The organism is Flexivirga alba (genome assembly GCF_042661025.1).
Lineage (GTDB): Bacteria > Actinomycetota > Actinomycetes > Actinomycetales > Dermatophilaceae > Flexivirga > Flexivirga alba.
On record NZ_JBHSWH010000002.1, the window covers coordinates 20,419 to 43,569 of the forward strand.

Sequence of the window (23,151 nt, forward strand, 5' to 3'; positions counted from 1 at the left end):
CGGCAGCTTGCTGACGCTCTTGCCAGCGCAGGATAAGCCTCATGGGGACATTCAACTCCAGGGGCGCCAGTGGTGTTTCGTTAGGCTTGCGGCATGAGGACTCCTCGACAGGCGTCGACGTGACGACCCCCGGGCCCGCGACCGACGGTGACATCCCGGATTACCTGCGGTCATTGGGGATTCCGGGGCTTGCCGACATACATGTGCACTTCCTGCCGGAGCCGATGCTGCAGAAGGTGTGGGCTTACTTCGACGCCGCCGACCAGAACTACGGCGCTCCGTGGCCGATCACCTACCGGTTTGACGAAGCCACCCGGCTGGCTGTGTTGCGTGGCTTCGGGGTGCGCGCCATCCCGGCGCTGACCTACCCGCACAAACCCGGCATGGCACGGTGGCTCAACGACTGGAACGCGGACTTCGCCAGGCGTGTGCCGGACGCCGTGCACTGCGGGACGCTCTATCCGGAGCCGGATGCCGCAGCGTATGTCGGTGAGGCGCTGGCCTTGGGTGCGCAACTTTTCAAGATGCACGTGCAGGTCGGTGGTTACGCGCCGGACGGCGAGCAGCTGGACGGGGCATGGGAGGTATTGGCGGATGCTGGTGCGCCTGTCGTCATACATGCTGGATCTGCGCCGTTGCCAGGGGAATTCACCGGTTCGGAGCGTATCGCCCGTGTCCTGGCGAAGCACCCTCGATTGACGCTGGTGATCGCGCACGCGGGGATGCCGGAATATCACGAGTTCGCCGATCTGGTGGAGCGTTACGACAACGTGCAGCTGGACACCACGATGGTCGCCACGGACTTCACTGATCGGTTCGCGCCGTTGCCCGACGGGTATGTCGCACGACTCGCTGGGCTGGGGGATCGGGTCGTGCTCGGCTCGGACTTCCCGAACATTCCTTACCCGTATGCGCACCAGCTCGAGGCCTTGGCGAGGCTGGATCTCGGTGATGACTGGATGCGAAAGGTCCTGTGGGACAACGGTGCCCGCTTGCTCAGCGTCCACGCAACTGGTCGATGAGCTCGTCGCGATCGGTGACCGGCGCCTGGCAGACGAAGCCGTGACACACGTAGGCCGCTGAGCGGCCGCCGACCAGGGGGCGATCGGCCAGCAGGGGTGAGGTCGGGGCATCCGGCGCACCGTGGACGATCACGGCGCCCGAGGTGGGTGCGGCCCACGCAGTGCGCGTGAGACCGCGTGACGCGCGGTCCTGTCCGATGACCGCCACCTGCACCGGACCGGCCAGGACCGCTTCGGCCACGGCGAGGCCCCAACCGGCGAATCGTGGTGCCTGCGTGGCGATTTCGCCCATGGACGCAAGTGCCGCCGCTGCGCGGTCGCGGGCTGCCGGATCGCCAGTCAGCGCGCTGAGGGTGAGCAATGCGCCGGCGAGGCTCGAGGTCCCAGAAGGCTCGGCGTTGTCACCGGCACCACGCGGGGTGAAGAACAGCTTCTCTCCGTCGGAAGCGGCATCGTGGAAGCCGCCGGACGGACCAGTGAAGATCTGCTGCGCGGTCGCGAGCAGTTGCTCGCCGGCGGCGAGGTAGCGCTGTTCACCGGTCGCCTGGTGCAGGACGAGCAGCGCCTCCGCGAAGTTGCCGTAATCGTCGGCGACGCCGGGGGCGCCACTGACCCGGCCGCCCAGCGAGGTGCGCCGCAGCCTGCCGTCAACGAGGTGGCGATCGAGCGCGAACTCCGCGGAAGCCATTGCGGCATCGAGCCATTCGGATTCCTGCAGGATCATTGCGGCCTCGGCGAGTGCGCTGATCGCCAGACCGTTCCAGGACGTCACGACCTTCTCGTCGCGATCCGGTTGGGGCCGTCGGGAGCGACGGTCCATGAGCTTGGTCCGGATCAATTCCCACCGCGACTGGTCGTCCGGGTCGCGCAGCAGCTGGAGGGTCGAGGTGCCGTGCTCGAAAGTTCCTCCTCGGTCACGCCGAGCAGCTCGGCGGCCCACCGGCCGTCCTCGTCGCCGAGCGTCGCCCGCAGGTCGCTGGGTGACCAGACGTATGTCGTGCCCTCGATCCCCTCGGTGTCGGCGTCGAGCGCGCTGGCGAAGCCGCCGTCGGCCGTCCCGAGGTCGCGGATGATGAATTGCGCTGTCTCGGAGGCAATTCGGGCGACAAGCGGGCTTTGAGTGGCGCGCCACAGGTGCGCGTAGACACGCAACAATTGCGCGTTGTCGTAGAGCATCTTCTCGAAGTGCGGCACCGTCCAGGTCGCGTCGACGCTGTAGCGTGCGAAGCCACCGGCAAGCTGGTCGTAGATGCCGCCACGAGCCATTGCCTCGCAGCTGTGCTCGACCATGGCCAAGGCATCGCTGTCACCGGTGCGCGAGTGGTGGCGCAACAGAAACTCCAGCACCATGGACGGCGGGAACTTCGGCGCGCCGCCGAAGCCGCCATACCTGGCGTCATACGACTGGCGGAGGGTGGTGACGGCGTTGGCGGTGACCTCCGCAGTGAGCGCGGTGGACGCGCCGCGGGTCGCCGCCGCTGCCAGTTGGGTCGCGACGTTCTGCCCGGAAGCCCTGACCTCGTCCGGCTGGGTCTCCCAGGCATGCTTGGCCGCCGAAAGCAGTTGCAGGAACTGTGGTTTCGGCAGATAGGTGCCGGAGAAGAAGGGCTTGCCATCCGGGGTGAGCAGGCAGGTCATCGGCCATCCGCCACTTCCCGTCATTGCAGTCGTGGCGGTCATGTAGGCGGCGTCGATGTCCGGACGTTCTTCGCGGTCCACCTTGATCGCGACGAAGGACTGATTGATCGCAGCCGCAACCTCGAGGTTCTCGAACGACTCGTGCGCCATGACGTGGCACCAGTGGCAGGCGGCATACCCGACGGACAGCAGGATCGGTCGGTTGTTGTCGGCAGCCTCCTGCAGCGCTTCGGGACTCCACTCGCGCCAGTCGACCGGGTTGTCGGCGTGCTGGCGGAGGTAGGGGCTGAGGGAGTCAGCGAGTCGGTTGGCCATGGCTCCAGCCTTTCACCCCGGGGTGGTGGTTGTGGCAGTGGCGCTGGTCAGCTGACCGTGGCGCCGGCTTGCCGGAGTCTGGCCGCCAGCGGCTCGGTGTTGAAGAGCATCGCCTGACCCGAGCCGGCGCGCGAGGGTCTCATGGGCTTCGGGGGAGTCGGCGCACCAAGCTTGTCGAGGTGTGCAATCTGTTCGTCGGTGAACTGCGGCGAGATGTCGCCGCCCCGACCGACAAGCGCGTATGTCGTGCTGCCGCAGGTGATTAGCAAGGTGCCCCACCGGCTCCTGCGCAGGCTGATCTGCGATGCGGGGATCGAGAAGACGCGACTGCTCTTGTCGGACATCGTCAGCAGTCCGTCGGCGAGCACGAGTATCACCGGGATACATTTGCGGGCGTTGAGCAGGCTCTTTCGCCAGTAGAGACCGGTTGCGAATGGCGGCTCGGCGCTCGTCGGATACGACATCCACGACACCTTATGCCCGATTCCGGGACGCCGTCACCGCACGCGGCCTGCGGCGAGCGTCTCGGATTGCCCGGAGCGGCGCAGCGCCTCCGCGACGAAGCCGCCGGCGAGGAGTTCATCGAGCAGGCCGTCGAGCCAGGTCGTGGTGGCCGGGTGAGTGCTCGGCTTGGTGGCCAGCGCCTGCCGGATCTGCATGAACGGTTCGTCGAGGATGCGTAGGCCGGGGTTGGCGTCGACGTATGCAGTGACCGGCTCACGGATCCCAGCCGCGACGTCGAGGCTCTGCTCGGCGAAAACGGTGGTTCCGTCCACGCCGCGAACGATGGTGGCGTGCTCGAGGGTGCGGGTCAGGAAGAGGTCGTATGCCGAGCCCTCCTTGACGCCGATCCGGACACCGCCGGCGTCGACATCGGCCGGTGCCCGGTGGGGTGAGGCGTCGGGCACGGCATACACGCCGTCGATGAGGACGTAGGGCTCGGTGAACGTGACCTCGCGGGCGCGGGCCGGCTCGACGGCGAGGAACGCGATCGTCGCCGGTCCGGAGACGAGCGCGTCGAAGGACTTGCGCGCCGCGTCGAAGCAGACGAAGCGCAGGTCGGTGCCCAGCCGGGTCGCGATCTCGTGTGCGATGTCGACGGTGATCCCGCCCGGTTGTTGCGGATCGCCCTGCGCAAGGACCGGGTTGCCGAGGTTGATCGCTGCGGTGAGGTGCCCCTCGGGAGCGAGGTCGGCGCGTGCCTGGTCGGTCGCTCTCGTCATACCAACGATCGTAAGGAACGCATCCTCGCGCCGGGCCAGTTGGTCGCTCTCTCTGCTGACAGCAGCGAAAGCTAGCTGTTCACAGTGTTTTTCGCTGATCCTTGCAGCATGTCCGAAGAACAGCGCAGACCACCACACCCACTCAGCCGGCAGATCGCCGAACATCTCCTCGACGAGCGCATCATCGTGCTCGACACCGAGCTGGACGACGAGATCGGCACCCGGCTCATGTCTCAGCTCTACCTGTTGTCGGCAGCCGACCCGCGCGCCGACATCAGCTTCTGGATCAACTCGCCCGGCGGTTCGGTGCCGGCAATGCTCGCGATCATGGATGTGATGCGTGCGATCCCGAACGACGTGTCGACGCTGGCGCTCGGATTGGCTTGCAGCGCAGGGCAATTCCTGCTGACAGCGGGAGAGAAGGGCAAGCGCTACGCGTTGCCGCACTCCAAGGTCCTCATGCATCAGGGCAGCGCCGGCTTCGGTGGCACCGCGGTCGACATCGAGTTGCAGGCCGACGATCTGCGCCAGACACGGGACACCGTGCTCGGCATCACCGCCGAACTCACCGGCCAACCGGTGCCGCGCGTGTTCGAGGATTCGCTGCGGGACCGCTGGTACACGGCGGAGCAAGCCGTTGCCTATGGACTCATCGACCAGGTCATCGACGACCTCAGCCGCATCAAGCCGGGCAAAAACCCTGTGGGACTTGGAGTTTGATGATCATGAGTGAGCGCAGCGAACGACCAATGGCGCAGTCGAATGACGGCACCCGACGAAGGAGGGAGGCGTCATGAGTGAGCGCAGCGAACGACCAATGGCGCAGTCGAATGATGGCACCCGACGAAGGAGGGAGGCGTCATGAGTAGTTACACGATTCCGAATGTGATTGCGTCGTCTCCGCGCGGCGACCGCGTCATGGACGTATACAGCCATCTACTCTCCGAGCGGATCGTCTACCTCGGCACCGAGATCGATGACGGAGTTTCGAACGCGCTGATCGCGCAGATCCTGCACCTGGAATCAGTGGCACCGGACCAGGAGATCAACCTCTACATCAACTCGCCCGGCGGATCCCTGACCGCCACGTTCGCCGTGTATGACGCGATGCGGTTCGTCCGGTCACCGGTCGCGACGACCTGTGTCGGGCAGGCGTGCTCGACGGCCGCGATCCTGTTGGCGGCCGGCGCTCCGGGTCGGCGGAGTGTCCTGCCGCACTCGCGGGTGTTGCTGCACCAGCCGTCCGGGAGCGGCCGTGGCGCCATACCAGACATCATCCTGGCGGCCGACGAGGTGATTCGGCTGCGTGCGGAGGCCGAGGAAGTGCTCGCGCAGCACACCGGGCAACCGCTCGACGTGTTGCGCAAGGACACCGATAGGGACCGGATCTTCGCGCCGCAGGCCGCCGTCGACTACGGGCTGGCCGACGAGGTGATGGCCTATCGGAGCTGATCCGGGTGTGTCAGGCGGCCAGCGCGACCGGGCCGCGCATGTTCGCCGGGGCGGAAGCCAGACCCAATCGGACGGACTCGCGGCGCAGCTCGCGAACGGTCAGGTCGGTGACTTCGGCGAGTGTGCAATCCAGCGCGCCGGCGATGGCCGCGACGATCTCCGAGGACGGGTCCTTGCGGCCGCGCTCGACCTCGGAGAGGTATTGCGCGGAGATCCCGGCCCGCTGCGCGGTCGTGGTGATCGTGCCGCGGCGACGCAGTCGGATCGCGCGCAACTGCGTGCCGAGAACCTCCCGCCAGAGAGGCTCGACCGTCGAACGCTGCCGGAGCTGCCGCACGTCACCCATGTGTCGACGCTAGCCCCGCCACCCGCCACTGCTCAACGGTTTCTGCTCTCAGCAGAAGGCGTCTCACTCGGGATGAGCCGGACTGTGGCAGAGCGCCGGATCGGAGGTGATTGGTGTTGACACGGCCTTCTCGGACTGCGGAATCTCCGGCTCGCGAACGGCGGGGACGAGCGCGAGTGCGACCATGGCCGCCGCACCGACAGCGAGCAGGGCGTGCAACACACCCACGTGTTCGCCGAGCAGCCCGAGCAGCGGGGGACCGGCGAGGAACGCGGTGTAGGCGACGGTGCTGATCACCGAGATGCGGGCGTGCGCGTGCTGCGGGTCGTCGGCGGCAGCGCTCATGCCGACCGGGAAGCCCAACGAGACACCGAGGCCCCAGATGACGACTCCGGCATACGCGAGTGCGGTCGGTCCGAAGACCACGACCAGGCAGCCGAGGATCGCCAGCGAGAAGCAGGCGCGCAACACCGGCACACGGCCGTAACGGTCCAGGAGCATGGTGCCGACGAGACGTCCGGCCGTCATACAGCTGAGAAAGGTTGCGAACGCTAGGATTCCGGCCCATTTCGGCACATGGTGGCCTTCAACGAAGCCGAGCGACAGCCAGTCGTTCGCGGTGCCCTCGGTGAATGCGGCGATCAGTGTCACGACCCCGATCAGCAGGACACGAGGATCGGTCCAGGCACTGCGCAACGTGGATGTCGGGCGGGCCTTCGCGTCGTCCTCGGTGGCAACTTCTCGGCCATCGGACAACGTCCCGAAGTTCTTGGCGCACCAGATGGCGACGGTGCCGATGACGGCCATGACGATGGCCAGGTGCACCCACAAAGGCACGTGTATGGCGGTCAGGCCCGCGCCGACGAGCGCCGCCACGACGGTGCCGCCACTGAACATCGCGTGGTAGCGAGGCATGATCGAGCGCTTCTGGTGACGCTCGACGACGGTGCCTTCGAGGTTCATCGCGACGTCCCAGGGGCCCATGCCCCAGCCGGCGATGAGCAGGCCGATCACGGTCAGCCACACGAGGTGTGAGGTGATGGCAACGGCAGCGAGCAAGTAACCCGCGGTGGCCGCCAGTGCGGCGACGCGCACGGTGGCGCGGCTGCCGAATCGGCCGATCACCCAGCCGGCCAAGGGCAGCCCGCTCACACTGCCGAGCGAACCGGCGAGAAGGAGAAGGCCGAGCTGGCCGGTCGAGAAGTGAAGCAGTGTCTTGACGTCGGGCAGCCGGGCGGCGAACGAGGCGAAGGCAGCGCCATTCAGCACGAACAGGACCGCGACCGACCGCGAGACGCGGCGGGACACGGTGGGGTCCGACTGCGAATCGGGAGCGGTGTTGGGCTTGTCCACCATCACCATGGAGTTCCTTCGGAGGAGCGCTTCGGGCCGTCGAATCGATTCGATCGAATCGATTCGATAGTCTGCTCCACATGCCTGTGGGTGGTCAAGTCGAAAACGTGCCTGCTGGGCGCGTCACGCTGCGTGACGTCGCTCACCGCGCCGGCGTCGCGATGTCCACGGCGTCGCTGGTCTTCAGCGGCAACAAGCCGGTGGCCACGGACACCGCCGAGCGCGTGCGGGCAGCCGCGGCGGAACTCGGGTATGGCGGGCCGGATCCGATGGCCTCGTCATTGCGACACGGGCGCAGTGGTGTCATCGCGGCCGTCGTCGAGCGCCGCATCCTGCACGCGTTCCGTGACCCGTATGTCGTGTCGGTGCTCGACGGTCTCTCCCAGGTGGTCGGTGAGATGGGTTGCGGATTGTTGCTGCTGCCGGACACAGCCGAGGGGTATGGCGACAGCGGACCGCAGGTGTCACGGGTTGCCGCGGACGCCGCCGTGTTCATGCTTTGTGGCGATGAGAACAACGTGCTGGCAAGGGAATTCGGCGCTCGCGGGGTTCCGATCGTGGGCACCGGCGCACCCGAGGGCGCCGACGTGCAGGTGACCGCGGACGAGCGGGCTGCGTCCCGTGAGCTGGCGCAGTTGCTGCACGACCTGGGGCACCGCCGGGTCGGTCACGTGATGATGCCGCTGCAGTGGGGTGGCACGACCGGGCGGCGCACCATCGCCCAGGTCCGGGCGAGCCATTTCCCGGACACGCGGGAGAGGGCGTTCGGGGTGCGGGACGTCTTCACCGCCGCGACGCTCGTTGAGGCGGAGGAGCCCGACTTCGACTCCGGTTATGCAGCGGCGAAGCTGCTCCTGGACAGCCACCGGCCGCCGACCGCGATCATCGCGCAGAGCGACCTGCTCGCCGCCGGCGCCGTGCAGTGCGCCGTGGACCGCGGCCTGCGCGTGCCCGAGGACCTGTCGGTCACCGGGTATGACGGTGTTTCCTTGCCGTGGTTCCCGAGGACACTCACCACGATCGACCAGCATCCGATCGAGAAAGGCCGAGCCGTTGGGCGCGGCACCGGACCGGTCGTGTCGCCCAGACGCAGAGTCACCGGCACCGTCACGTCCGAGACCTCTTCACCGGCCAGCAGCGCGCGCACCACCTCACCGGCAACTGGTCGCTACGGATCGAGGCTGCCTCCGCCGAGCGCCACAGCGCATCCCGGCGCGATCCAGTCAGTGAGTCCAGTGCGCCGGACAGCGAAAGTGCCTCCATTTGCTCGGTATCCAACTCGGCGCGCCGTGCGAGGTCGGCTAGATCGGTGAACGGCCCGGACAAGTCACGGGTCTGCACGATGCGCTCGGCGGCAGCCTCGCCGAGGGCGGTGATGTCGGCCAGCCCGAGACGAACTGCGTGGTGCCAGTCGCGGCGGTGCTCCTGCCAGTCGGCGGGCGCATTGGTGTCGAAATCGCCGATCTCCTCCTGCGTGTGGTCCCGCATGCAGTCGTCGCTGCCACCACGCAGGTCCATTGCGTCGGGGGAGTCCGGCTCGAGGTCGGCGTGCACGCTGGAGCGCAGCAGATGCGGGGACAGCACTTCGACACCGTGCCGCCGCGCATCGCCGGTGAGCGTCTGCGGTGAGTAGAACCCCATCGGCTGGGAACGCAGCAAACCTGCCAAAAAGGCTGCGGGATAATGCAATTTGAGCCATGAGCTGGCATAGACCAGCACCGCGAAACTGAGCGCATGCGACTCCGCGAAACCGAAATTGGCGAAGGCCTCGATCTTGTTGTAGATCTCCTGCGCGGTCTCCGGCGGTATGCCGTTGCGGGCCATTCCGTCATACAGCTTGGTGCGCAGGGAGTCGATGCGCTCGACACCACGCTTGGACCCCATGGCCCGGCGCAGCAGGTCGGCGTCGGCCGGGCTGCAATCGCCGACCGCGATCGCCATCTGCATCAACTGCTCCTGGAAGAGCGGGACGCCGAGCGTGCGTTCGAGCACCGGCTCGAGCAGCGGGTGGGAGTAGGTGATGGGCTCCTTGCCGGTGCGGCGCCGGATGTAAGGGTGCACTGCGCCGCCTTGGATCGGACCCGGGCGGATCAGGCCGATCTCGACGGCGAGGTCGTAGAACGACCGCGGTTTGAGCCGGGGAGGGTGCCCATCTGTGCGCGACTCTCGACCTGGAAGACACCGATCGAGTCGGCGCGGCACAACATGTCGTAGACGCCCGGCTCGTTGCGCGGCAACGTCTCGATGCGCCACTGCTCGCCGGTATGACGCTCGACCAGGTCGAAGGTGTGCTGCAGTGCGGCCAGCATTCCGAGGCCGAGCAGGTCGAACTTCACCAGGCCCATCCACGCGCAATCGTCCTTGTCCCATTGCAGGACAGTGCGATCCGTCATCCGGGCTCGCTCGATCGGGCACACCTCGCTGACCGGCCGGTCGGTGAGCACCATGCCGCCGGAGTGGATGCCGAGGTGCCGTGGATAGCTCAGCACCTGCTCGGCCAACTCGATGACGGGCCCCGGTATGTCGTGGTCCGCACTCGAGATCTCCGCGCCCCAGCGTTCGACCTGCCGGGACCAGGCGTCCTGCTGCCCCTGGCTGGCGCCGAGCGCCTTGGCCATGTCGCGCACGGCGTTCTTGGGGCGGTAGGTGACGACGTTGGCGACCTGTGCGGCGTTGCGGCGCCCGTAGGTCTGGTAGACGTGCTGAATCACCTCCTCGCGTCGGCCGGAGTCGAAATCGACGTCGATGTCGGGTGCTTCCTCGCGCAGCTCGGACAGGAATCGCTCGAAGGGCAGCTCGTAGAAGATGGGGTCGATCACCGTGATGCCGAGGACGTAACAGACCGCCGACGCTGCGGCCGAACCCCGGCCTTGGCACAGGATGCCGCGGCCTTTGGCGAACTGCACGATCTCGTGCACGATCAGGAAATATCCCGGGAAGTCTTTCTTCTCAATGACATTCAGCTCGCGTTCGATGCGTGCGTATGCCGCGTGGTTGTCCTTCGGATAGCGTTCCGCAGCGCCGCGCATCGTCAGCTCGCGCAACCAGCTCATCGGGGTGTGGCCGGCGGGTACCTCCTGGCGCGGCAGCCGCGGCGACGCTGCCCGCAGGCTGAACGCGAGATCGTCGGCGATCTCGACCGTTCGCTCGACGGCACCCGGGAAGCGGTGCATGCGCTGCGCCATCTCCGCCCCGCTGCGCACGTATGCCGCGCCGTGCACCGGCAGCCAACTGTCCAGCTCCTCCAGGCTACGGCGTGAGCGGACGGCGGAAAGCGCTGTGGCCAGCGGGTATTGGTCCGAGTCGGCGTAGTGCACCGCGTTGGTAGCGACGGTCAGCGCGTCTCCGGACCGGGCTACCTCGGCGAGCCGGTCGCAGGTGGTGCTGTCTGCCGGGTCGCCGTGGTCGGTCAGCTCGACGAAGACGTTGTCCTTGCCGAAAAAGTCTTGCAGAGAACGTAGTTCGGTGACTGCGGCATCATGTCCGTGTCGAGTGAGCGCGCTGGGCACGCTGCCTTTACGGCAGCCGGTCAGGATCGCCCAGTGGCCGGCCGCCTCCTCGGCCAGCGCCGGCAGGTCGTAGAGCGGCTTGCCCTTCTCAGCGGTTTCGGCGAGCTGCCCCTCGGTGACGGCCCTTGCGAGGCGACGGTAACCCTCCGCCCCGCGCGCGAGCACCAGCAGGTGATTGCCCTCGGGATCGGGTACGCCGTTCTGCGGAGCAGTCAGGCCCAGTGACAGCTCCGCCCCGAAAATTGTTTGCAATCCATAGCTTTCGGCTGCCTCGGCGAAACGCACGATGCCGTAGAGGCCGTCGTGGTCGGTGATGGCCAGGCCGTGCAGGCGCTGTCGCGCGGCTTCGGTGACCAGGTCCTCGGGTGCCGCGGCGCCGTCGAGGAAGCTGTAGTGCGAATGTGCGTGCAGTTCGGCATACGGCACGACGGGTCCCGCCGACTCACCCAGCTCGGCCGGGCGGAAGGGGTGTCGCTTGCGCGAGAAGACCGGTCCGTCACCGCCGTCGGCAGGCTGGCCACGCACGCTGCGCTCCTCGGGCCGTATGCCGTGGGAGAGCGCCTGCTCCAGCTGCGACCACGGTATGGCGGGGTTACTCCAGCCCACGGCAACTCCGCAGGAACTCTTGGTCTCGATACGGCTCCGCTAGCGCTCCGCCTACTCGACCCGCGAGGGTTTCAGTCATAGCGAGCCTCGAGGAACCAGGTCTTGCCCTCGGCGAGCACCAACCAGGCGGTGGACTGGTTGTCGATCAGCTGAAAACGGTTGAGGTGCACGCGCTTTCGCCACCAACGCTGTTGGATCGGCCACGGGCCGGCCCACTGCGCGATGCGACGGTTTCCGTCCGGCACGCGCAACCATGCAGGTTCCCCGCTGACCGTGCCGCGATCGTCGACCGTCACTGACTCTCCTGCGTCAGTGAAGACCTGCACCTGACTCGCGCTGCTGAAAACAGTGGCCGGGGCAGGGCCGGGCACGGTGCCCGGCCAGGGCTGCTCGAGACGGCGCTCGCGAGTTGTCGGCAGCGCATCGCCCCAGGGGCGAAGAACACGGCGCTCGTGCAGCAGGCGACCTCCGGTTACGGTGCTGGTGAGGACGGCCTCATGGCCCAGCCGGTGCTGCAGGGTGGTGAGAGCGTGCTCCACCTTCTCGTCGGGACGATCGCCCCACAGCCCTTGCGCATGATGCTCGGCGTTGTCGACGGACTCCGGGAGCACCTGCACCGAGAGCACCGACGCACCCAGGGAGTCGTCGTCGACAGTTGCCGCCTCGGCCGCGAGATCCTCCAACTGCCAACGGATCCGGTCCAGAACCTCGACGCTGCCGAACTGCCAGGGGTGCCGCCAGAGCCGCTCGAAGAGAGCGTCCGGCTCGAGTTGCACGGTGACCCGGATCTCGGTGCAGATCAGCGCGGAGCGCGTGAGCAGTTGCGTGAACTCGCCTGCTGCCGGCTCGCAGTGAGCGATGATCTGCTCGACCCGATCGGTGGCCGGATCGAAGGTGACGTGCATGCCCAGCTGCGGTGGCACGGTGCGTGGGGTCAGGATCGGCGCATCCTCACCGCTGGCGAGCTGATGCGCGCGCAGGCCTGCTGCACCGAATCGGGCGTGCACCTGATCGCGCGGTAGTTGCGCCAGATCGCCGAGCTTGCGAATCCCCATGCGTTGCAACAAGTTTTCCAACTTCTTGTCGCAGGCGACAGCGACCGACAGGCCGGCCAGGAAGTCGGCCGAACCACCTGCGGGGACAATGTGCAGTGGCACAACCGTGGAGCTGGTGTAGGCAGCCTGCTCGGCGGCGAAGAGGCCGTCCGCGACGGCGACGCGCAGGTCGACCGGCAGGCGCAGCTCGTGCTCGGTGAAGTCGTGCAGATGCGTGAGCAGTGCATCCGCGGCGGCGCGTTCGCTGCCGTAGAAGCGGCCGGCTCCTTGCGCGCGAACCGCGGCGATGCCCGGACGCACGACGTGCACGTCGGGGATCTTCTCCTCGACGGCGTGCAACACCGACTCGAAAGCCCTGGCCTCGGCCACCACGTCATACGGCAGCACGATCAGCTCCGGGCAGCGGTGCTGCGCCTGGCGGATGCGCAGTCCGACGGTGACGCCCTCGAGTTTCGCAGCGGCGGAGCAGGCGACGACGAAGCCGCGGTCGGTGAGAGCAATCGCCTGGTCGGCGGCGATGCCCTGGGTGAGCCGTGCTGCCAGCACCGACCAGCCCGGGCACCAGAGCAGCATCACGCGGACCGGCGAAGAGCTGATCATGGCGTCTGTTCCAGGGTCTCGATACGCGGCTCGTTCCTCACCGCTACTCGACCACCTTGGTGGCTCATGGCCGGACCGGGATCGTGAGGTCGACGTGCCGGGTGCGGTGTCGCTCGGTCACCTCGAGGCGCAGGGCGCCGCCGGAGAGGTGGCCGTGCCCGGCATACAGGCCGTCCCAGCGCATGATCCGGCCGGCGAGCATCGCAGCTGGCCGCGGCCAGGAGCCCAGGACCACCAGCGTGCTGCCGCTGGCTCGCAGACGGGCGAGCAGCCGGGACACCTCACCGGGAGAGACGTGCTCCGGGGGCGCGGCGACGACCAGCGCGGTGACTTCGACCAGCGCCGCGATCACCGAGGTCCAGTCGTCGGGAGAGACCTGAGGGACCAGCGCCAGCCGCTCGAGCCAGACCCCCCACTCGACAGCGGCTTCGATGCCCAGGTCGGGCAGTCCGACGACACCGCACCACGAGCCCGCCATCGAGGGGCCGGCGAGCAGGGCGAGAGCCGCACTCATCGAGCCGTGCAGGGTGTAGACCCCGCCGGCACGCAGCCCGCGGGGGAACAACTCGGCGAGAGCCGGGAGCACCGGGACGCTGTCTGCTGCGGGGGACGTCTCGTGACGCTGCAGCAGCTCGTGCAACTCGGCAACCCGGGTCGCGGTGGTGGTGGTCATGACATCCATGATCGAACAGGTGTTCGACAAAGTCAATCGGGTGCACGACGTCTGATGCGGTGGCCGGCGATGTCGGCCGAACCGACATAATCGCCTGGTGATCGCTTCCGCCGCCTGGCGCACCCTGGCACGTGGCCTGGTCGAGCTGGCGTATGCCGAGACCGGCGCCGGCGATCACCCGGTGATCCTGCTGCACGGCTTGGCCGGCACTGCCCAGGAGTGGTCGGCGACACTACGTGCGCTCGGTGACACCCATCGAATCGTTGCACTGGAGCAACGCGGTCACGGGCACTCGACGCGTATGCCGCAGGACGTGACCCGGGCGGCATACGTCGCCGACGTGGTGGCGCTGATCGAGCAACTCGGCGGTGGACCCGCGACCCTCGTCGGGCAGTCGATGGGCGGTCATACGGCGATGCTCGTAGCAGCCGAAAAACCGCACTTGGTAAGGCAATTGGTGATGGTCGAAGCCGGTGTCGGTGGTGGTGGTGATGCTGCCACCGCACCGGTTGAGCAATGGCTGCGCAGTTGGCCGGCGCGCTTCCCGGACCGGGATGCCTTCATTGACTTCTTCATGAGTGCCGACCGAGGAGCGGCAAGAAGCACCGGAACCGCGATGGCCGGCGAGGCGTGGGCGGACGGCCTGCAATTCGACGCGGGCGGCCTGGTCCCGTGCTGGGACGCGGACGTGCTGATCGAGGCGCTGCGTGCCGTGCACGTCTTGCCCCGGTGGCGGGCATGGGAGTCCGTGAGCGTCCCGACACATCTGGTGGTGGCCGAGCACAGCGTCATACCGACCGAGCAGGTGGAGCGGATGCGCCGCGGTGCGCACGTCGAGCGCACCGTGATCGCCGATGCCGGACATGACCTGCATCTGGACCAACCGCAGGCGTGGCGGCAGACCCTGGAGCGCGTCCTGAACGCGAGCGGGCCGGTCACCGAAGATCGGTGACCGGCCCACTCGGGGTGCGTCAGTGCGTCAGCCGGCGGTGTTCTCGGTGGTGGCCACCGGGCGCTGGGCAAGCTCGTCATCGAGGCGCAGCAGGCCGGGACCGTCGTCGTTGATCAGCTTGACGCGTCCGACGATCTCGTCGACCGACGACTCCTCTTCGACCTGCTCGCTCAGGAACCACAGCAGCAGCGGACGGGAGTCGAGATCGCCGGCCTTCTCGGTCGCGGCGTAGAGGTCACGGATCGATGCAGAGACCTTCTGCTCGTGCCCGAGCGCCGCCTCGAAGACCGCGAGCACGGTCTTGGCGTTGACCTTCGGGGCGGCGATGGCGCCGATCACCGGGTGGTTGGCGCGATCGCTGAGGTGGTCGATGAACTTGTTGGCGTGGACGATCTCCTCGTCGGCCTGGTGTCGCAACCACGCGGCGATGCCCGGCAGGTCTCGGTCCTCCATCTCGATCGCGAGCTGGCGGTAGACCATCGAGGACTCGAACTCCAGGGTGATCTGGGCGTTGAACTTCTTTTCAAGTGCGGCGCTCATCTTCATGCGACCAAGAGTAGGTGGCTACGGCGTGCGCCACCAGCAAAGTTTGCCTACCCACAGTTGGGAATGCCTCACCTCGTTGAGGATTCGTATGGCGCTCGCGCGGGGTGGCTCAGCACATGAGATCAGCTCTGCTGGACCAACGATTGATAGTCGGGGTGCCGGTCGATCCAGGCCTTGATGAATGGGCACAGCGGTATGACGGAGAGCCCGCCGCGGTCCGTTACGTCGTCGAGTGCATGGCGCGCGATCGCAGAGCCGACGCCTTTACCCTCGAACTTCGGGTCGACCTCGGTGTGCACGAAGGTGATCTGATCCGCGGCGAGCCGGTAGACCGAGAAACCTGCGAGAGCACCACCGATGCGTGCCTCGTAGCGATTCTGGTCGGGATTGTCGGCCACTGTGATGTCGTCACTCATGAGTCCATCTTGAACCTTGTCGGTGGCGGGTCCTAGCGTCAGATCCGTGTTGGGCAGTGATCTCACGTTTCTGAGCCTTGTCCAGCACGAACTTCGTTGAGAGGTGACACGGATGAGTGACGTGGAGAGTTGGCTGCTCGCGGGAGATGCGTCGGTCCGGTGGCAGGTGATGCGTGATCTGACCGACGCTTCGTCCGATGAGGTGACGGCCGAGCGCGCGAGAGTCGCCTCGTCGGGACAGGGGAAGCGACTGCTCGATCTGTATGCCGACGGGGCGTGGGCCGGTGGCGCGTGTTTCCCCGGGTCCGACTGGCGGCCACCGGACGGACCCGTGGGCGATCCCGATGGCCAACCGTGGACCGCGACGCTTCCCACCTTGCGGTTGCTGCGCGAATTCGGTGTGGATCCTCAGGATTCGCGCGTGACTGCCGCAGTCGACGGCGTTCGCACCGGTTGTCGTTGGGAGTATGACGGGTCGGCGTTCTTCGACGGTGAGGTCGAGCCGTGCATCAATGGCGGGACAGTCTCGATCGGCGCCTACTTCGGGCAGAACGTCGACCGGGTCGTGCAGCGCCTGCTCGGTGAGCAACTCGCGGACGGTGGCTGGAACTGCGAGGCGGAGAACGGCTCCACGCGGTCGTCGTTCCACACGACGATCTGTGTGCTGGAGGGCTTGCTCGACTACGAGCGCGCGGGCGGCGATCTCGAGGTGGCGGACGCGCGGCGGCGTGGTGGGGAATATCTGTTGCAGCGCAAGCTCTTTCGACGAGCGAGCACCGGCGAGGTCGCGGATGAGGATTGGCTGCAGTTCTCGTTCCCGACGCAGTGGCACTACGACGTGTTGCGCGGTCTCGACCACTTCCGCGCCATCGGTGGCCCGCCCGATCCACGACTGGCAGACGCCATCGAGCAGGTGCGCTCCAAGCGACAGACGGACGGCAGCTGGCTGCAGGAGAATACCCACCCCGGGCTGATCCACTTCGAGCTCGAGGACGGCGACGGCAAGCCGAGTCGCTGGAACACCCTTCGTGCCTTGCGGGTGTTGCGCTGGACTGACGGGGCGAGTGCCTGATTGCGGTGATCGGTGACTCGCGCCGACTTGAGCGGTCGAAAATCCGCTGACAACGGTTCCAGGAGCACCCGGAGGGGATTCCGTTGTGTTCGACGACGGCAGCAGATAAACAGGGGCAGTGACCGACGACCAACGCGACCACTTCGTCCATGTCCGGGGCGCCAGCGAGCACAACCTCAAGAACGTCGACGTGGACCTGCCTCGGGACGCGATGGTCGCCTTCACCGGCGTCTCGGGCTCCGGCAAGTCCTCCCTGGCCTTCGGCACCCTGTATGCCGAGGCGCAGCGCCGCTACTTCGAGTCGGTGGCGCCATACGCTCGCCGCCTGTTGCAGCAGGTGGGTGCTCCGCACGTGCAGGAGATCACCGGGCTGCCCCCGGCCGTGGCGCTACAGCAGCGCCGCGGTGCCGCCAGCTCGCGCTCGACGGTCGGCACGCTCACCACGTTGTCCAATCTGCTGCGGATGCTCTACTCGCGCGCCGGCACCTACCCCGAGGGCGCGTCGCGACTGGCCGCAGAGGCGTTCTCACCGAACACAGCCGCAGGAGCCTGTCCACGTTGCCACGGGCTGGGTGAGGAGCACGACGTCAGCGAGGAGCTGATGGTGCCGGACCGGTCGTTGACGATTCGGGAGGGGGCGATCGCCGCCTGGCCGGGTGCCTGGCAGGGCGCAAATCTGCGCAGCATCGTGTCGGGGCTGGGCATCGATCTGGACACCCCCTGGAGCAAGTTGCGGGCGAAGGATCGTGAGTGGCTGCTCTTCACCGAGGAGCAGCCGAAGGTGATGATCGAGCCCGAGCCGGGCCGTGTCGACCACGGCTACTACGGCTTGTTCCGCAGCGCCCGCACGCACGTGCACCACGTGCTTGCGAACTCCCAGAGCCAGATGATGCGCGACAAGGTGATGCGTTTCGTCCAGAGCGTGTCCTGCCCGGAATGCGATGGCACGGGGCTGCAGGCGGACTCGCTGGCGGTCACCTTCCGCGGGCAGAACATCGGGCAGCTCAACGCGTTGTCGTTCAGCGAGCTGGTCGCGCTGCTGCGTCCGGTGGCCGAGCTCGAGGAGGCCGCGGCGGCGACGTCGTCGGCCGGCTCGGGGAGGCGACCGAGGTCGCGGTGCGCATCTGCGCCGACCTCGTCGCGCGGGTCCAGGTGTTGCTCGACCTGGGGCTGGGCTATCTCTCGCCGGGACGCAGCTCCACCACGCTCTCACCGGGAGAGGCACAGCGGTTGCGCATCGCGACCCAACTGCGCTCGGGCCTCTTCGGAGTCGTCTACGTGCTTGACGAGCCGTCCGCAGGTCTGCACCCCGCCGACGCCGAGCCGCTGCTGGACGTGCTGGACACCCTGAAGGCCTCGGGCAACTCGCTGTTCGTGGTCGAGCACGATCTCGACGTGGTGCGCCGAGCCGACTGGATCATCGACATCGGCCCGGGCGCAGGCGAGGGCGGTGGCGAGGTGCTCTACTCCGGGCCGGTCGCAGGCCTCGAGCAGGTTGCGGGGTCGGTCACCGGGGACTACATCTTCGGTCGTGCTGAACCCCTCGTCCGCCCGCAGCGCCCACCCCACGGTTGGCTGCATCTGCGCGGAGTGAACCGCCACAACCTGCAGGATCTCTCGGTCGAGATTCCGCTGTGCGTGCTGACGGCCGTGACCGGGGTCTCCGGGTCGGGCAAGTCCACGCTGGTCACGCAGGTGCTCTCCGAGCTGGTGCGCCGCCATCTCGGTCAGGCGCCCGATGACACCGAGGACAGCGACTTCGAGGTCGACGTCGACGACGCCACCGGACTCGAGTCCTTCGACCGGCTCGTGCGGGTGGACCAGCGGCCGATCGGGCGCACGCCACGTTCCAACCTGGCCACCTACACGGGGCTGTTCGATGCCGTGCGCAAGCTGTATGCCGCCACGCCGGAAGCTCGTAGCCGCGGGTATGGCGCGGGTCGCTTCTCCTTCAACGTGGCCGAGGGCCGCTGCGAGACCTGCCAGGGGGAGGGGTTCGTCTCGGTGGAGCTGCTCTTCCTGCCCGGCACCTACGCGCCCTGCCCGGCCTGCCACGGTGCGCGCTACAACGCGGAGACCCTCGAGATCGACTACCGCGGCAGGACCATCGCGGACGTGCTTTCCCTGTCCGTTGACGAGGCTGCGGAATTCCTGAGCGACGTGCCGGCTGCCGCGCGCAGCCTGACCACGTTGCGGGAGGTCGGCCTGGGCTACCTGCGGCTGGGGCAGCCGGCGACCGAGCTCAGCGGCGGAGAGGCGCAGCGGATCAAACTCGCGACCGAGCTGCAGCGAGCCCGTCGCGGGCACGCGCTCTACCTGCTCGACGAGCCCACCTCCGGGCTGCACCCCTCCGACATCGCACTGCTGGTCCGCCAGCTGCACCGGTTGGTGGATGCCGGCAACACCGTGGTGCTGGTCGAGCACGACCTCGACACGATCGCCAGCGCCGACTGGGTCATCGACCTCGGTCCAGGGGGTGGTGACCAGGGTGGTCGGGTCATCGCGACCGGCACGCCCGAGACGGTTGCCCGGGCGAAAGGAAGTGCCACGGCGCCCTACCTGGCCAAGCATCTCGCGGCGGGCTGACGTCGCTGCCCGTGGTTGAGGCTCAGCTGTCCGACGCGGCCGCCGAGCAGACCGTGCTGAACGCGTACCTCGGCATCGTTCTCTTCAAACTCAGGCCAATGCGGAACTGAGTGGAGCGCGCAACGCGTATCAGGTCGCGCCATACGGCCCTCCTGTCAGTGAGAGGTCGATCCGTGGGCTCAGCCAGCAACCGGCCGGCTCTCGCGGCAGCTCGCATCCGCGCGCCGCCGATCCGCTGTTGCGACAGCCAGAATCAGGAGGCCGGCGATGGCCATTGAGCTTTCCCAGTTGCAGGCACGCGTCCGCGAGCTCGAGTTGCCGTGGACACCGGGGGTCACCGCGAACTCCGGACATTCGTTGTTGCAGGCGCAGTCCCGCCTGGGTGCGGTGCCGCCGGCAGGAGTTGCTTCGCTCGAAGAGCGGCAAGCCACCGCGGCTGCGCGGCCACGGGTCGCGGGGGCGCCGGCCGGCGTGCCGGCAACGTTCGACTGGCGGACGAGCGGTGGCAATTACGTCACCCCGATCGAGGACCAGGGCGGCTGCGGTTCATGTGTCGCGTTCGGCGCGATCGCGGCACTGGAGTCGATGGTCCGCATCCGGGCACACAACCCGGGCTTGACCGTCGATCTGTCCGAGGCGCAACTGTTCTTCTGCTACGGCCCGCAGCACGGCGCCGGAGCGTGCCCGGGCGGCGGCTGGTGGCCGGACCAGGCCTACGCCTGTATGGCGGACGGCATCGTCGACGCGACCTGCTTCCCCTACACGGCGGCCAATCAGGCGTGCAACCTCTGCCCCGATTGGCAGACGAGGCTGACGAAGTTCACGTCGAGCACCACTTGCAACTCGATCACCGCCATGAAGCAGTTCATCGCCTCCACCGGGCCGATGACCACCTGCTTCACCGTCTACGAGGACTTCTACTACCACTACGCCGGCGGGGTCTACACCTACAACGCGTCGACGAGCGGCAACGTGATCGGCGGGCACTGCGTGTGCATCGTCGGGTATGACGACGCGCATGGCTGCTGGATCGCGAAGAATTCCTGGGGGACCGGCTGGGGCGAGCAAGGCTTCTTCCGCATCGCCTATGGCAGCGCCGGGATCGATGCGGAGATGTGGGGCATCGACGGAACGATCACGTCTCCGCTGATCCCGCTCACCCAGTCCGGTAAGGCGACAACGCCGATGAGCGTCGTGGCGCGCTACCCGCAACACCTCGACGTGTTCGCAGTCGCGCCGGACGGCAAGACGGTCAGCACCTGGTGGGACGGCTCGTCCGGTTGGGGACGCTGGTTCTGGGTCGGCGGCGGAGTCGCATCGCCGGGCGGAGAAGGGTCGCCGGTGACGTCGGTGTCGCGGTTCCCAGATCACCTCGACCTGTTCACGGTCGGCACCGACAACCGGGTCTACTCGTGCTGGTGGGACGCGTCGTCCGGGTGGGCTTCCTGGTTCGTTATTCCAGGCCTCACCGCGCGACCAGGCTCGAGTGTCGAGGTGGTCAGTCGCTTCAAGGATCACCTCGATCTGTTCACCACCGACAGCTCGGGAAAGACGATGTCGACGTGGTGGGATGCCTCGTCCGGTTGGGCGAACGGCTGGTTCCAGCTCGCAGGGGGCGTCGCGGCGGCCGGTTCGCCGGTCACCGCGGTCTCCCGATTCACCAATCACCTCGACGTTTTCACCGTCGGCACCGACAACCGGGTCTATTCGTGCTGGTGGGACGCATCGTCCGGGTGGTCGAACTGGTTCGCGTTGCCGGGTGTCACCTGCGGCGCGGGCGCCCGGGTCTCGGTGGTTTCTCGGGCCACGGGGAACCTCGACCTGTTCACGACGGACACCTCGGGCCGGATCATGTCGACCTGGTGGAACGACCAGGGCGGTTGGGCGAACAGTTGGTTCCAGGTCAGCGGCGGTGTCGCCTCACCGGGCTCCGATGTCACGGTTCTCGCTCGCTACGCAACGCATCTGGACCTGTTCGTGGTCGGCACCGACAACCGCGTCTACAGCACCTGGTGGGACGGCTCGAGTGGCTGGGCGAACTGGTTCAACGTGTCCGGCGGGGTGAGCACGAGGGGTGGTCAGGTCGCGAGCATCTCGCGCACGCAGAACCACATCGACGTCTTCACCACCGGCACCGACGGCCTGGTCTACAGCACCTGGTGGGACGGGTCGAGCGGGTGGGCCGGCTGGTTCCAGGTGACCTGACCGATGGCCAGCCGCGAGGAGGGGGACGTGGACGTCCCGGAGCAACTGATCCTGCGGGTCGGGCAGTCGATGGCGCTTCGCCTGCCCGGCCTCGGGACCGCCGGTTATCGGTGGGAGTCGCTGGCCGGCTCGGATGTCGTTGAGGCACAGTGGCATCGCGGACTCGAGGGCAGTGGCGGTTCGCAAGCGGCACCGGGGGTGAGCGCACCGGAGACGGTGACGCTCACCGGCCTACGCATCGGGACGACCACGGTCGAGCTGGTGCAGGCTCGACCGTGGGAGGCGCCGGACGCTGCACTGCAGCGACGACGCATCACCGTCGTCGTGGTCGATTAGACCGCGTTACTCCTGCGCGCGCAGCACCGACTCCTGGCTGGGCAGCTGGTCCTGGCGGAGTATGCCGACAGGACAGGTCATGCCGTTCGGGCCGTGATTGCAATAGCCAGCCGGGTTCTTGTGCAGGTACTGCTGGTGGTAGTCCTCGGCGTAGAAGAACGGCCCCGCTTCGGCTGCAGGCCGGATCTCGGTGCTGATCTCACCGAAACCGTTGTCGTGCAACACTTTTTGGAACGCATCTCGCGTCGCGATCGCGGCCTGTTCCTGCTCCGGCGTCGTCCAATAAATCGCTGAGCGGTACTGGGTGCCGAGGTCGTTGCCCTGCTGATTTGCAGTGGTCGAGTCGTGGTTCTCCCAGAACGCCTTGAGCAGCAGTTCCGGCGAGGTCTTCGCCGGGTCGTAGGCGACCAGCACCGCCTCGGTGTGTCCAGTGCGCCCGGTGCAGGTCTCTTCGTAGGTCGGGTTGGGCGTGTAGCCGCCCATGTAACCGGCCGCCGTCGACACGACGCCCGGCTGCTGCCAGAAGATCCGCTCCGTGCCCCAGAAACAACCCATTGCGACATACAGCAATTGAGTGCCGTCGGGCCACGGTCCCTGCAACGGGCTGCCGAGCACTTCGTGCTTCTCGGGTATGCCGGGCAGCTGCGCCTGGCGACCGGGCAGCGCTTCGTCGGGGGACACCATGGACGTCTTACGGCCGAAGAGGAAACTCATGCTCACCACAACGAAAAGGTGAGCGGAAGCCTTCCCGGGTCAGCAGTTCTTGTAGCCGGTCTTCGCGGCAAGCTGCGCCCTGATCGGCGTGTAGGTGCAGCTGGTGATCTTCGTCGAACCCTTCATCAGGTATGCGGTATCGCCGGTGTTGTTCCACGCCATCGAGCGCAGTCCCCAGTAGAGGTTGGCGGAGGTGTTGGTGCCCCTCCCGGTGTGCACCGTGACCGTCTTGCCCGCGCCGAGACGGAAGGTCTTCGGGAAGCGGTAGACGTGGTAGTTCTTCCGGTCGTGGATCAGGTAGCCGTTCAAGCTGAGCGTCGCCCGGGTGATGTTCTTGACCTGGATGTACTCCCGGTTGAGCCGCGTCGTCGTGTACGGCGTGTCCGACCCGGGCTGGTCGGCGTAGAAGCGGGCAAATTTCAGCGTGGTGGCTGCGTGGGCCGGTGCCGCAAGGGGCACCGTCAGTCCCACGGCAACGGAAACGGCGACAACGGTGGGTGCAAGACGACGCATGAGGATCGATCTTTCGGCG

The 23,151-nt window shown here is 67.3% G+C and carries 19 protein-coding genes and 3 pseudogenes; 9 read left to right on the forward strand and 13 right to left on the reverse strand.

What is annotated here, in order from left to right; all coding sequences use genetic code 11:
• The first annotated feature begins 119 nt into the window (after positions 1–119).
• The gene (locus ACFQDH_RS23670; RefSeq protein WP_382397348.1) at positions 120–1,022 is read left to right on the forward strand and encodes an amidohydrolase family protein; all 903 of its coding nucleotides are present in this window, start codon (positions 120–122) and stop codon (positions 1,020–1,022) included.
• Here ACFQDH_RS23670 and ACFQDH_RS23675 read toward each other — a convergent pair.
• The 4 genes from ACFQDH_RS23675 to ACFQDH_RS23690 are packed head-to-tail and all read right to left on the reverse strand — an operon-like array spanning position 997 to position 4,198.
• Positions 997–1,962, reverse strand: a complete 966-nt coding sequence (locus tag ACFQDH_RS23675) for a YyaL domain-containing protein (RefSeq protein WP_382404958.1) — start codon at positions 1,960–1,962, stop codon at positions 997–999. The genes ACFQDH_RS23670 and ACFQDH_RS23675 overlap by 26 nt on opposite strands.
• Entirely contained in the window at positions 1,857–2,975 is a 1,119-nt protein-coding gene (locus ACFQDH_RS23680) for a thioredoxin domain-containing protein (RefSeq protein ID WP_382397344.1), read from the reverse strand. Before ACFQDH_RS23680 ends, ACFQDH_RS23675 begins: the two co-directional genes overlap by 106 nt.
• A gap of 47 nt (positions 2,976–3,022) precedes the next feature.
• A complete protein-coding gene (locus ACFQDH_RS23685) occupies positions 3,023–3,439 on the reverse strand; it encodes a hypothetical protein (protein WP_382397342.1) in 417 nt (138 codons plus the stop codon).
• A gap of 33 nt (positions 3,440–3,472) precedes the next feature.
• Positions 3,473–4,198 carry a transporter substrate-binding domain-containing protein gene (locus tag ACFQDH_RS23690; RefSeq protein ID WP_382397340.1) on the reverse strand — a complete coding sequence of 242 codons (726 nt, stop codon included), beginning with the start codon at positions 4,196–4,198 and terminating at the stop codon, positions 3,473–3,475.
• Positions 4,199–4,306: 108 nt separating this feature from the next.
• Here ACFQDH_RS23690 and ACFQDH_RS23695 point away from each other — a divergent pair, with 108 nt between their 5' ends.
• Entirely contained in the window at positions 4,307–4,918 is a 612-nt protein-coding gene (locus tag ACFQDH_RS23695) for a ClpP family protease (RefSeq protein ID WP_382404954.1), read from the forward strand.
• A 141-nt stretch (positions 4,919–5,059) separates the two neighbouring features.
• Positions 5,060–5,650, forward strand: a complete 591-nt coding sequence (locus ACFQDH_RS23700) for a ClpP family protease (protein WP_382397338.1) — start codon at positions 5,060–5,062, stop codon at positions 5,648–5,650.
• Positions 5,651–5,660: 10 nt separating this feature from the next.
• Here ACFQDH_RS23700 and ACFQDH_RS23705 read toward each other — a convergent pair whose 3' ends face one another.
• Both ACFQDH_RS23705 and ACFQDH_RS23710 read right to left on the reverse strand, forming a co-directional pair.
• A complete protein-coding gene (locus ACFQDH_RS23705) occupies positions 5,661–5,996 on the reverse strand; it encodes a helix-turn-helix domain-containing protein (RefSeq protein WP_382397336.1) in 336 nt (111 codons plus the stop codon).
• A gap of 63 nt (positions 5,997–6,059) precedes the next feature.
• On the reverse strand, positions 6,060–7,358 hold the full coding sequence (locus ACFQDH_RS23710) for an MFS transporter (RefSeq protein WP_382397334.1): 1,299 nt from the start codon (positions 7,356–7,358) through the stop codon (positions 6,060–6,062).
• Between the two features lie 71 nt (positions 7,359–7,429).
• Between ACFQDH_RS23710 and ACFQDH_RS23715 the strand changes: the two are divergent.
• A pseudogene (locus ACFQDH_RS23715) lies at positions 7,430–8,395 on the forward strand (substrate-binding domain-containing protein); the annotation flags it as partial.
• Positions 8,396–8,504: 109 nt separating this feature from the next.
• Here ACFQDH_RS23715 and ACFQDH_RS23720 read toward each other — a convergent pair.
• The 3 genes and pseudogenes from ACFQDH_RS23720 to ACFQDH_RS23730 all read right to left on the reverse strand — a co-directional run.
• Positions 8,505–11,464: pseudogene (locus tag ACFQDH_RS23720) on the reverse strand (error-prone DNA polymerase); the annotation flags it as partial.
• Between the two features lie 71 nt (positions 11,465–11,535).
• Positions 11,536–13,119 (reverse strand): DNA polymerase Y family protein, encoded by a 1,584-nt coding sequence (locus ACFQDH_RS23725; RefSeq protein WP_382397324.1) that lies wholly within the window; start codon positions 13,117–13,119, stop codon positions 11,536–11,538.
• Positions 13,120–13,183: 64 nt separating this feature from the next.
• Positions 13,184–13,792, reverse strand: coding sequence for a hypothetical protein (locus ACFQDH_RS23730; RefSeq protein ID WP_382397322.1), 609 nt, complete (start codon positions 13,790–13,792; stop codon positions 13,184–13,186).
• Between the two features lie 97 nt (positions 13,793–13,889).
• Here ACFQDH_RS23730 and ACFQDH_RS23735 point away from each other — a divergent pair, with 97 nt between their 5' ends.
• On the forward strand, positions 13,890–14,744 hold the full coding sequence (locus tag ACFQDH_RS23735) for an alpha/beta fold hydrolase (RefSeq protein WP_382397320.1): 855 nt from the start codon (positions 13,890–13,892) through the stop codon (positions 14,742–14,744).
• A gap of 27 nt (positions 14,745–14,771) precedes the next feature.
• Here the strand turns inward: ACFQDH_RS23735 and ACFQDH_RS23740 are convergent, their stop codons facing one another.
• On the reverse strand, positions 14,772–15,290 hold the full coding sequence (locus ACFQDH_RS23740) for a ferritin (protein ID WP_382397318.1): 519 nt from the start codon (positions 15,288–15,290) through the stop codon (positions 14,772–14,774).
• 122 nt (positions 15,291–15,412) lie between these two features.
• Positions 15,413–15,706: a GNAT family N-acetyltransferase gene (locus tag ACFQDH_RS23745; RefSeq protein WP_382397316.1), complete on the reverse strand. Its 294-nt coding sequence runs from the start codon at positions 15,704–15,706 to the stop codon at positions 15,413–15,415.
• 112 nt (positions 15,707–15,818) lie between these two features.
• On the opposite strand from ACFQDH_RS23745, the gene ACFQDH_RS23750 reads away from it, so the two are divergent.
• The 4 genes and pseudogenes from ACFQDH_RS23750 (at position 15,819) to ACFQDH_RS23765 (ending at position 21,905) form a co-directional block, all read left to right on the forward strand.
• A complete protein-coding gene (locus ACFQDH_RS23750; protein ID WP_382397314.1) occupies positions 15,819–16,778 on the forward strand; it encodes a prenyltransferase/squalene oxidase repeat-containing protein in 960 nt (319 codons plus the stop codon).
• A 118-nt stretch (positions 16,779–16,896) separates the two neighbouring features.
• Positions 16,897–19,364, forward strand: a pseudogene (gene uvrA, locus ACFQDH_RS23755) (excinuclease ABC subunit UvrA).
• Between the two features lie 267 nt (positions 19,365–19,631).
• A complete protein-coding gene (locus ACFQDH_RS23760) occupies positions 19,632–21,569 on the forward strand; it encodes a C1 family peptidase (RefSeq protein WP_382397312.1) in 1,938 nt (645 codons plus the stop codon).
• Between the two features lie 3 nt (positions 21,570–21,572).
• Positions 21,573–21,905, forward strand: a complete 333-nt coding sequence (locus ACFQDH_RS23765) for a protease inhibitor I42 family protein (RefSeq protein ID WP_382397310.1) — start codon at positions 21,573–21,575, stop codon at positions 21,903–21,905.
• A gap of 6 nt (positions 21,906–21,911) precedes the next feature.
• Here ACFQDH_RS23765 and msrA read toward each other — a convergent pair whose 3' ends face one another.
• Together msrA and ACFQDH_RS23775 are read right to left on the reverse strand one after the other, a co-directional pair.
• Complete coding sequence (gene msrA / locus ACFQDH_RS23770) at positions 21,912–22,619, reverse strand: peptide-methionine (S)-S-oxide reductase MsrA (protein WP_382404773.1); 708 nt, start codon at positions 22,617–22,619, stop codon at positions 21,912–21,914.
• A 39-nt stretch (positions 22,620–22,658) separates the two neighbouring features.
• On the reverse strand, positions 22,659–23,132 hold the full coding sequence (locus tag ACFQDH_RS23775; protein ID WP_382397306.1) for a lamin tail domain-containing protein: 474 nt from the start codon (positions 23,130–23,132) through the stop codon (positions 22,659–22,661).
• Between the last annotated feature and the right edge of the window lie 19 nt (positions 23,133–23,151).

Coding starts and splice junctions, on each gene's coding strand:
- ACFQDH_RS23680 (WP_382397344.1), bottom strand. CDS start 2,975: ATGGCCAACCGACTCGCTGACTCCCTCAGCCCCTACCTCCGCCAGCAC.
- ACFQDH_RS23685 (WP_382397342.1), bottom strand. CDS start 3,439: ATGTCGTATCCGACGAGCGCCGAGCCGCCATTCGCAACCGGTCTCTAC.
- ACFQDH_RS23690 (WP_382397340.1), bottom strand. CDS start 4,198: ATGACGAGAGCGACCGACCAGGCACGCGCCGACCTCGCTCCCGAGGGG.
- ACFQDH_RS23695 (WP_382404954.1), top strand. CDS start 4,307: ATGTCCGAAGAACAGCGCAGACCACCACACCCACTCAGCCGGCAGATC.
- ACFQDH_RS23700 (WP_382397338.1), top strand. CDS start 5,060: ATGAGTAGTTACACGATTCCGAATGTGATTGCGTCGTCTCCGCGCGGC.
- ACFQDH_RS23705 (WP_382397336.1), bottom strand. CDS start 5,996: ATGGGTGACGTGCGGCAGCTCCGGCAGCGTTCGACGGTCGAGCCTCTC.
- ACFQDH_RS23710 (WP_382397334.1), bottom strand. CDS start 7,358: ATGGTGATGGTGGACAAGCCCAACACCGCTCCCGATTCGCAGTCGGAC.
- ACFQDH_RS23725 (WP_382397324.1), bottom strand. CDS start 13,119: ATGATCAGCTCTTCGCCGGTCCGCGTGATGCTGCTCTGGTGCCCGGGC.
- ACFQDH_RS23730 (WP_382397322.1), bottom strand. CDS start 13,792: ATGACCACCACCACCGCGACCCGGGTTGCCGAGTTGCACGAGCTGCTG.
- ACFQDH_RS23740 (WP_382397318.1), bottom strand. CDS start 15,290: ATGAAGATGAGCGCCGCACTTGAAAAGAAGTTCAACGCCCAGATCACC.
- ACFQDH_RS23745 (WP_382397316.1), bottom strand. CDS start 15,706: ATGAGTGACGACATCACAGTGGCCGACAATCCCGACCAGAATCGCTAC.
- ACFQDH_RS23750 (WP_382397314.1), top strand. CDS start 15,819: ATGAGTGACGTGGAGAGTTGGCTGCTCGCGGGAGATGCGTCGGTCCGG.
- ACFQDH_RS23760 (WP_382397312.1), top strand. CDS start 19,632: ATGGCCATTGAGCTTTCCCAGTTGCAGGCACGCGTCCGCGAGCTCGAG.
- ACFQDH_RS23765 (WP_382397310.1), top strand. CDS start 21,573: ATGGCCAGCCGCGAGGAGGGGGACGTGGACGTCCCGGAGCAACTGATC.
- msrA (WP_382404773.1), bottom strand. CDS start 22,619: ATGAGTTTCCTCTTCGGCCGTAAGACGTCCATGGTGTCCCCCGACGAA.
- ACFQDH_RS23775 (WP_382397306.1), bottom strand. CDS start 23,132: ATGCGTCGTCTTGCACCCACCGTTGTCGCCGTTTCCGTTGCCGTGGGA.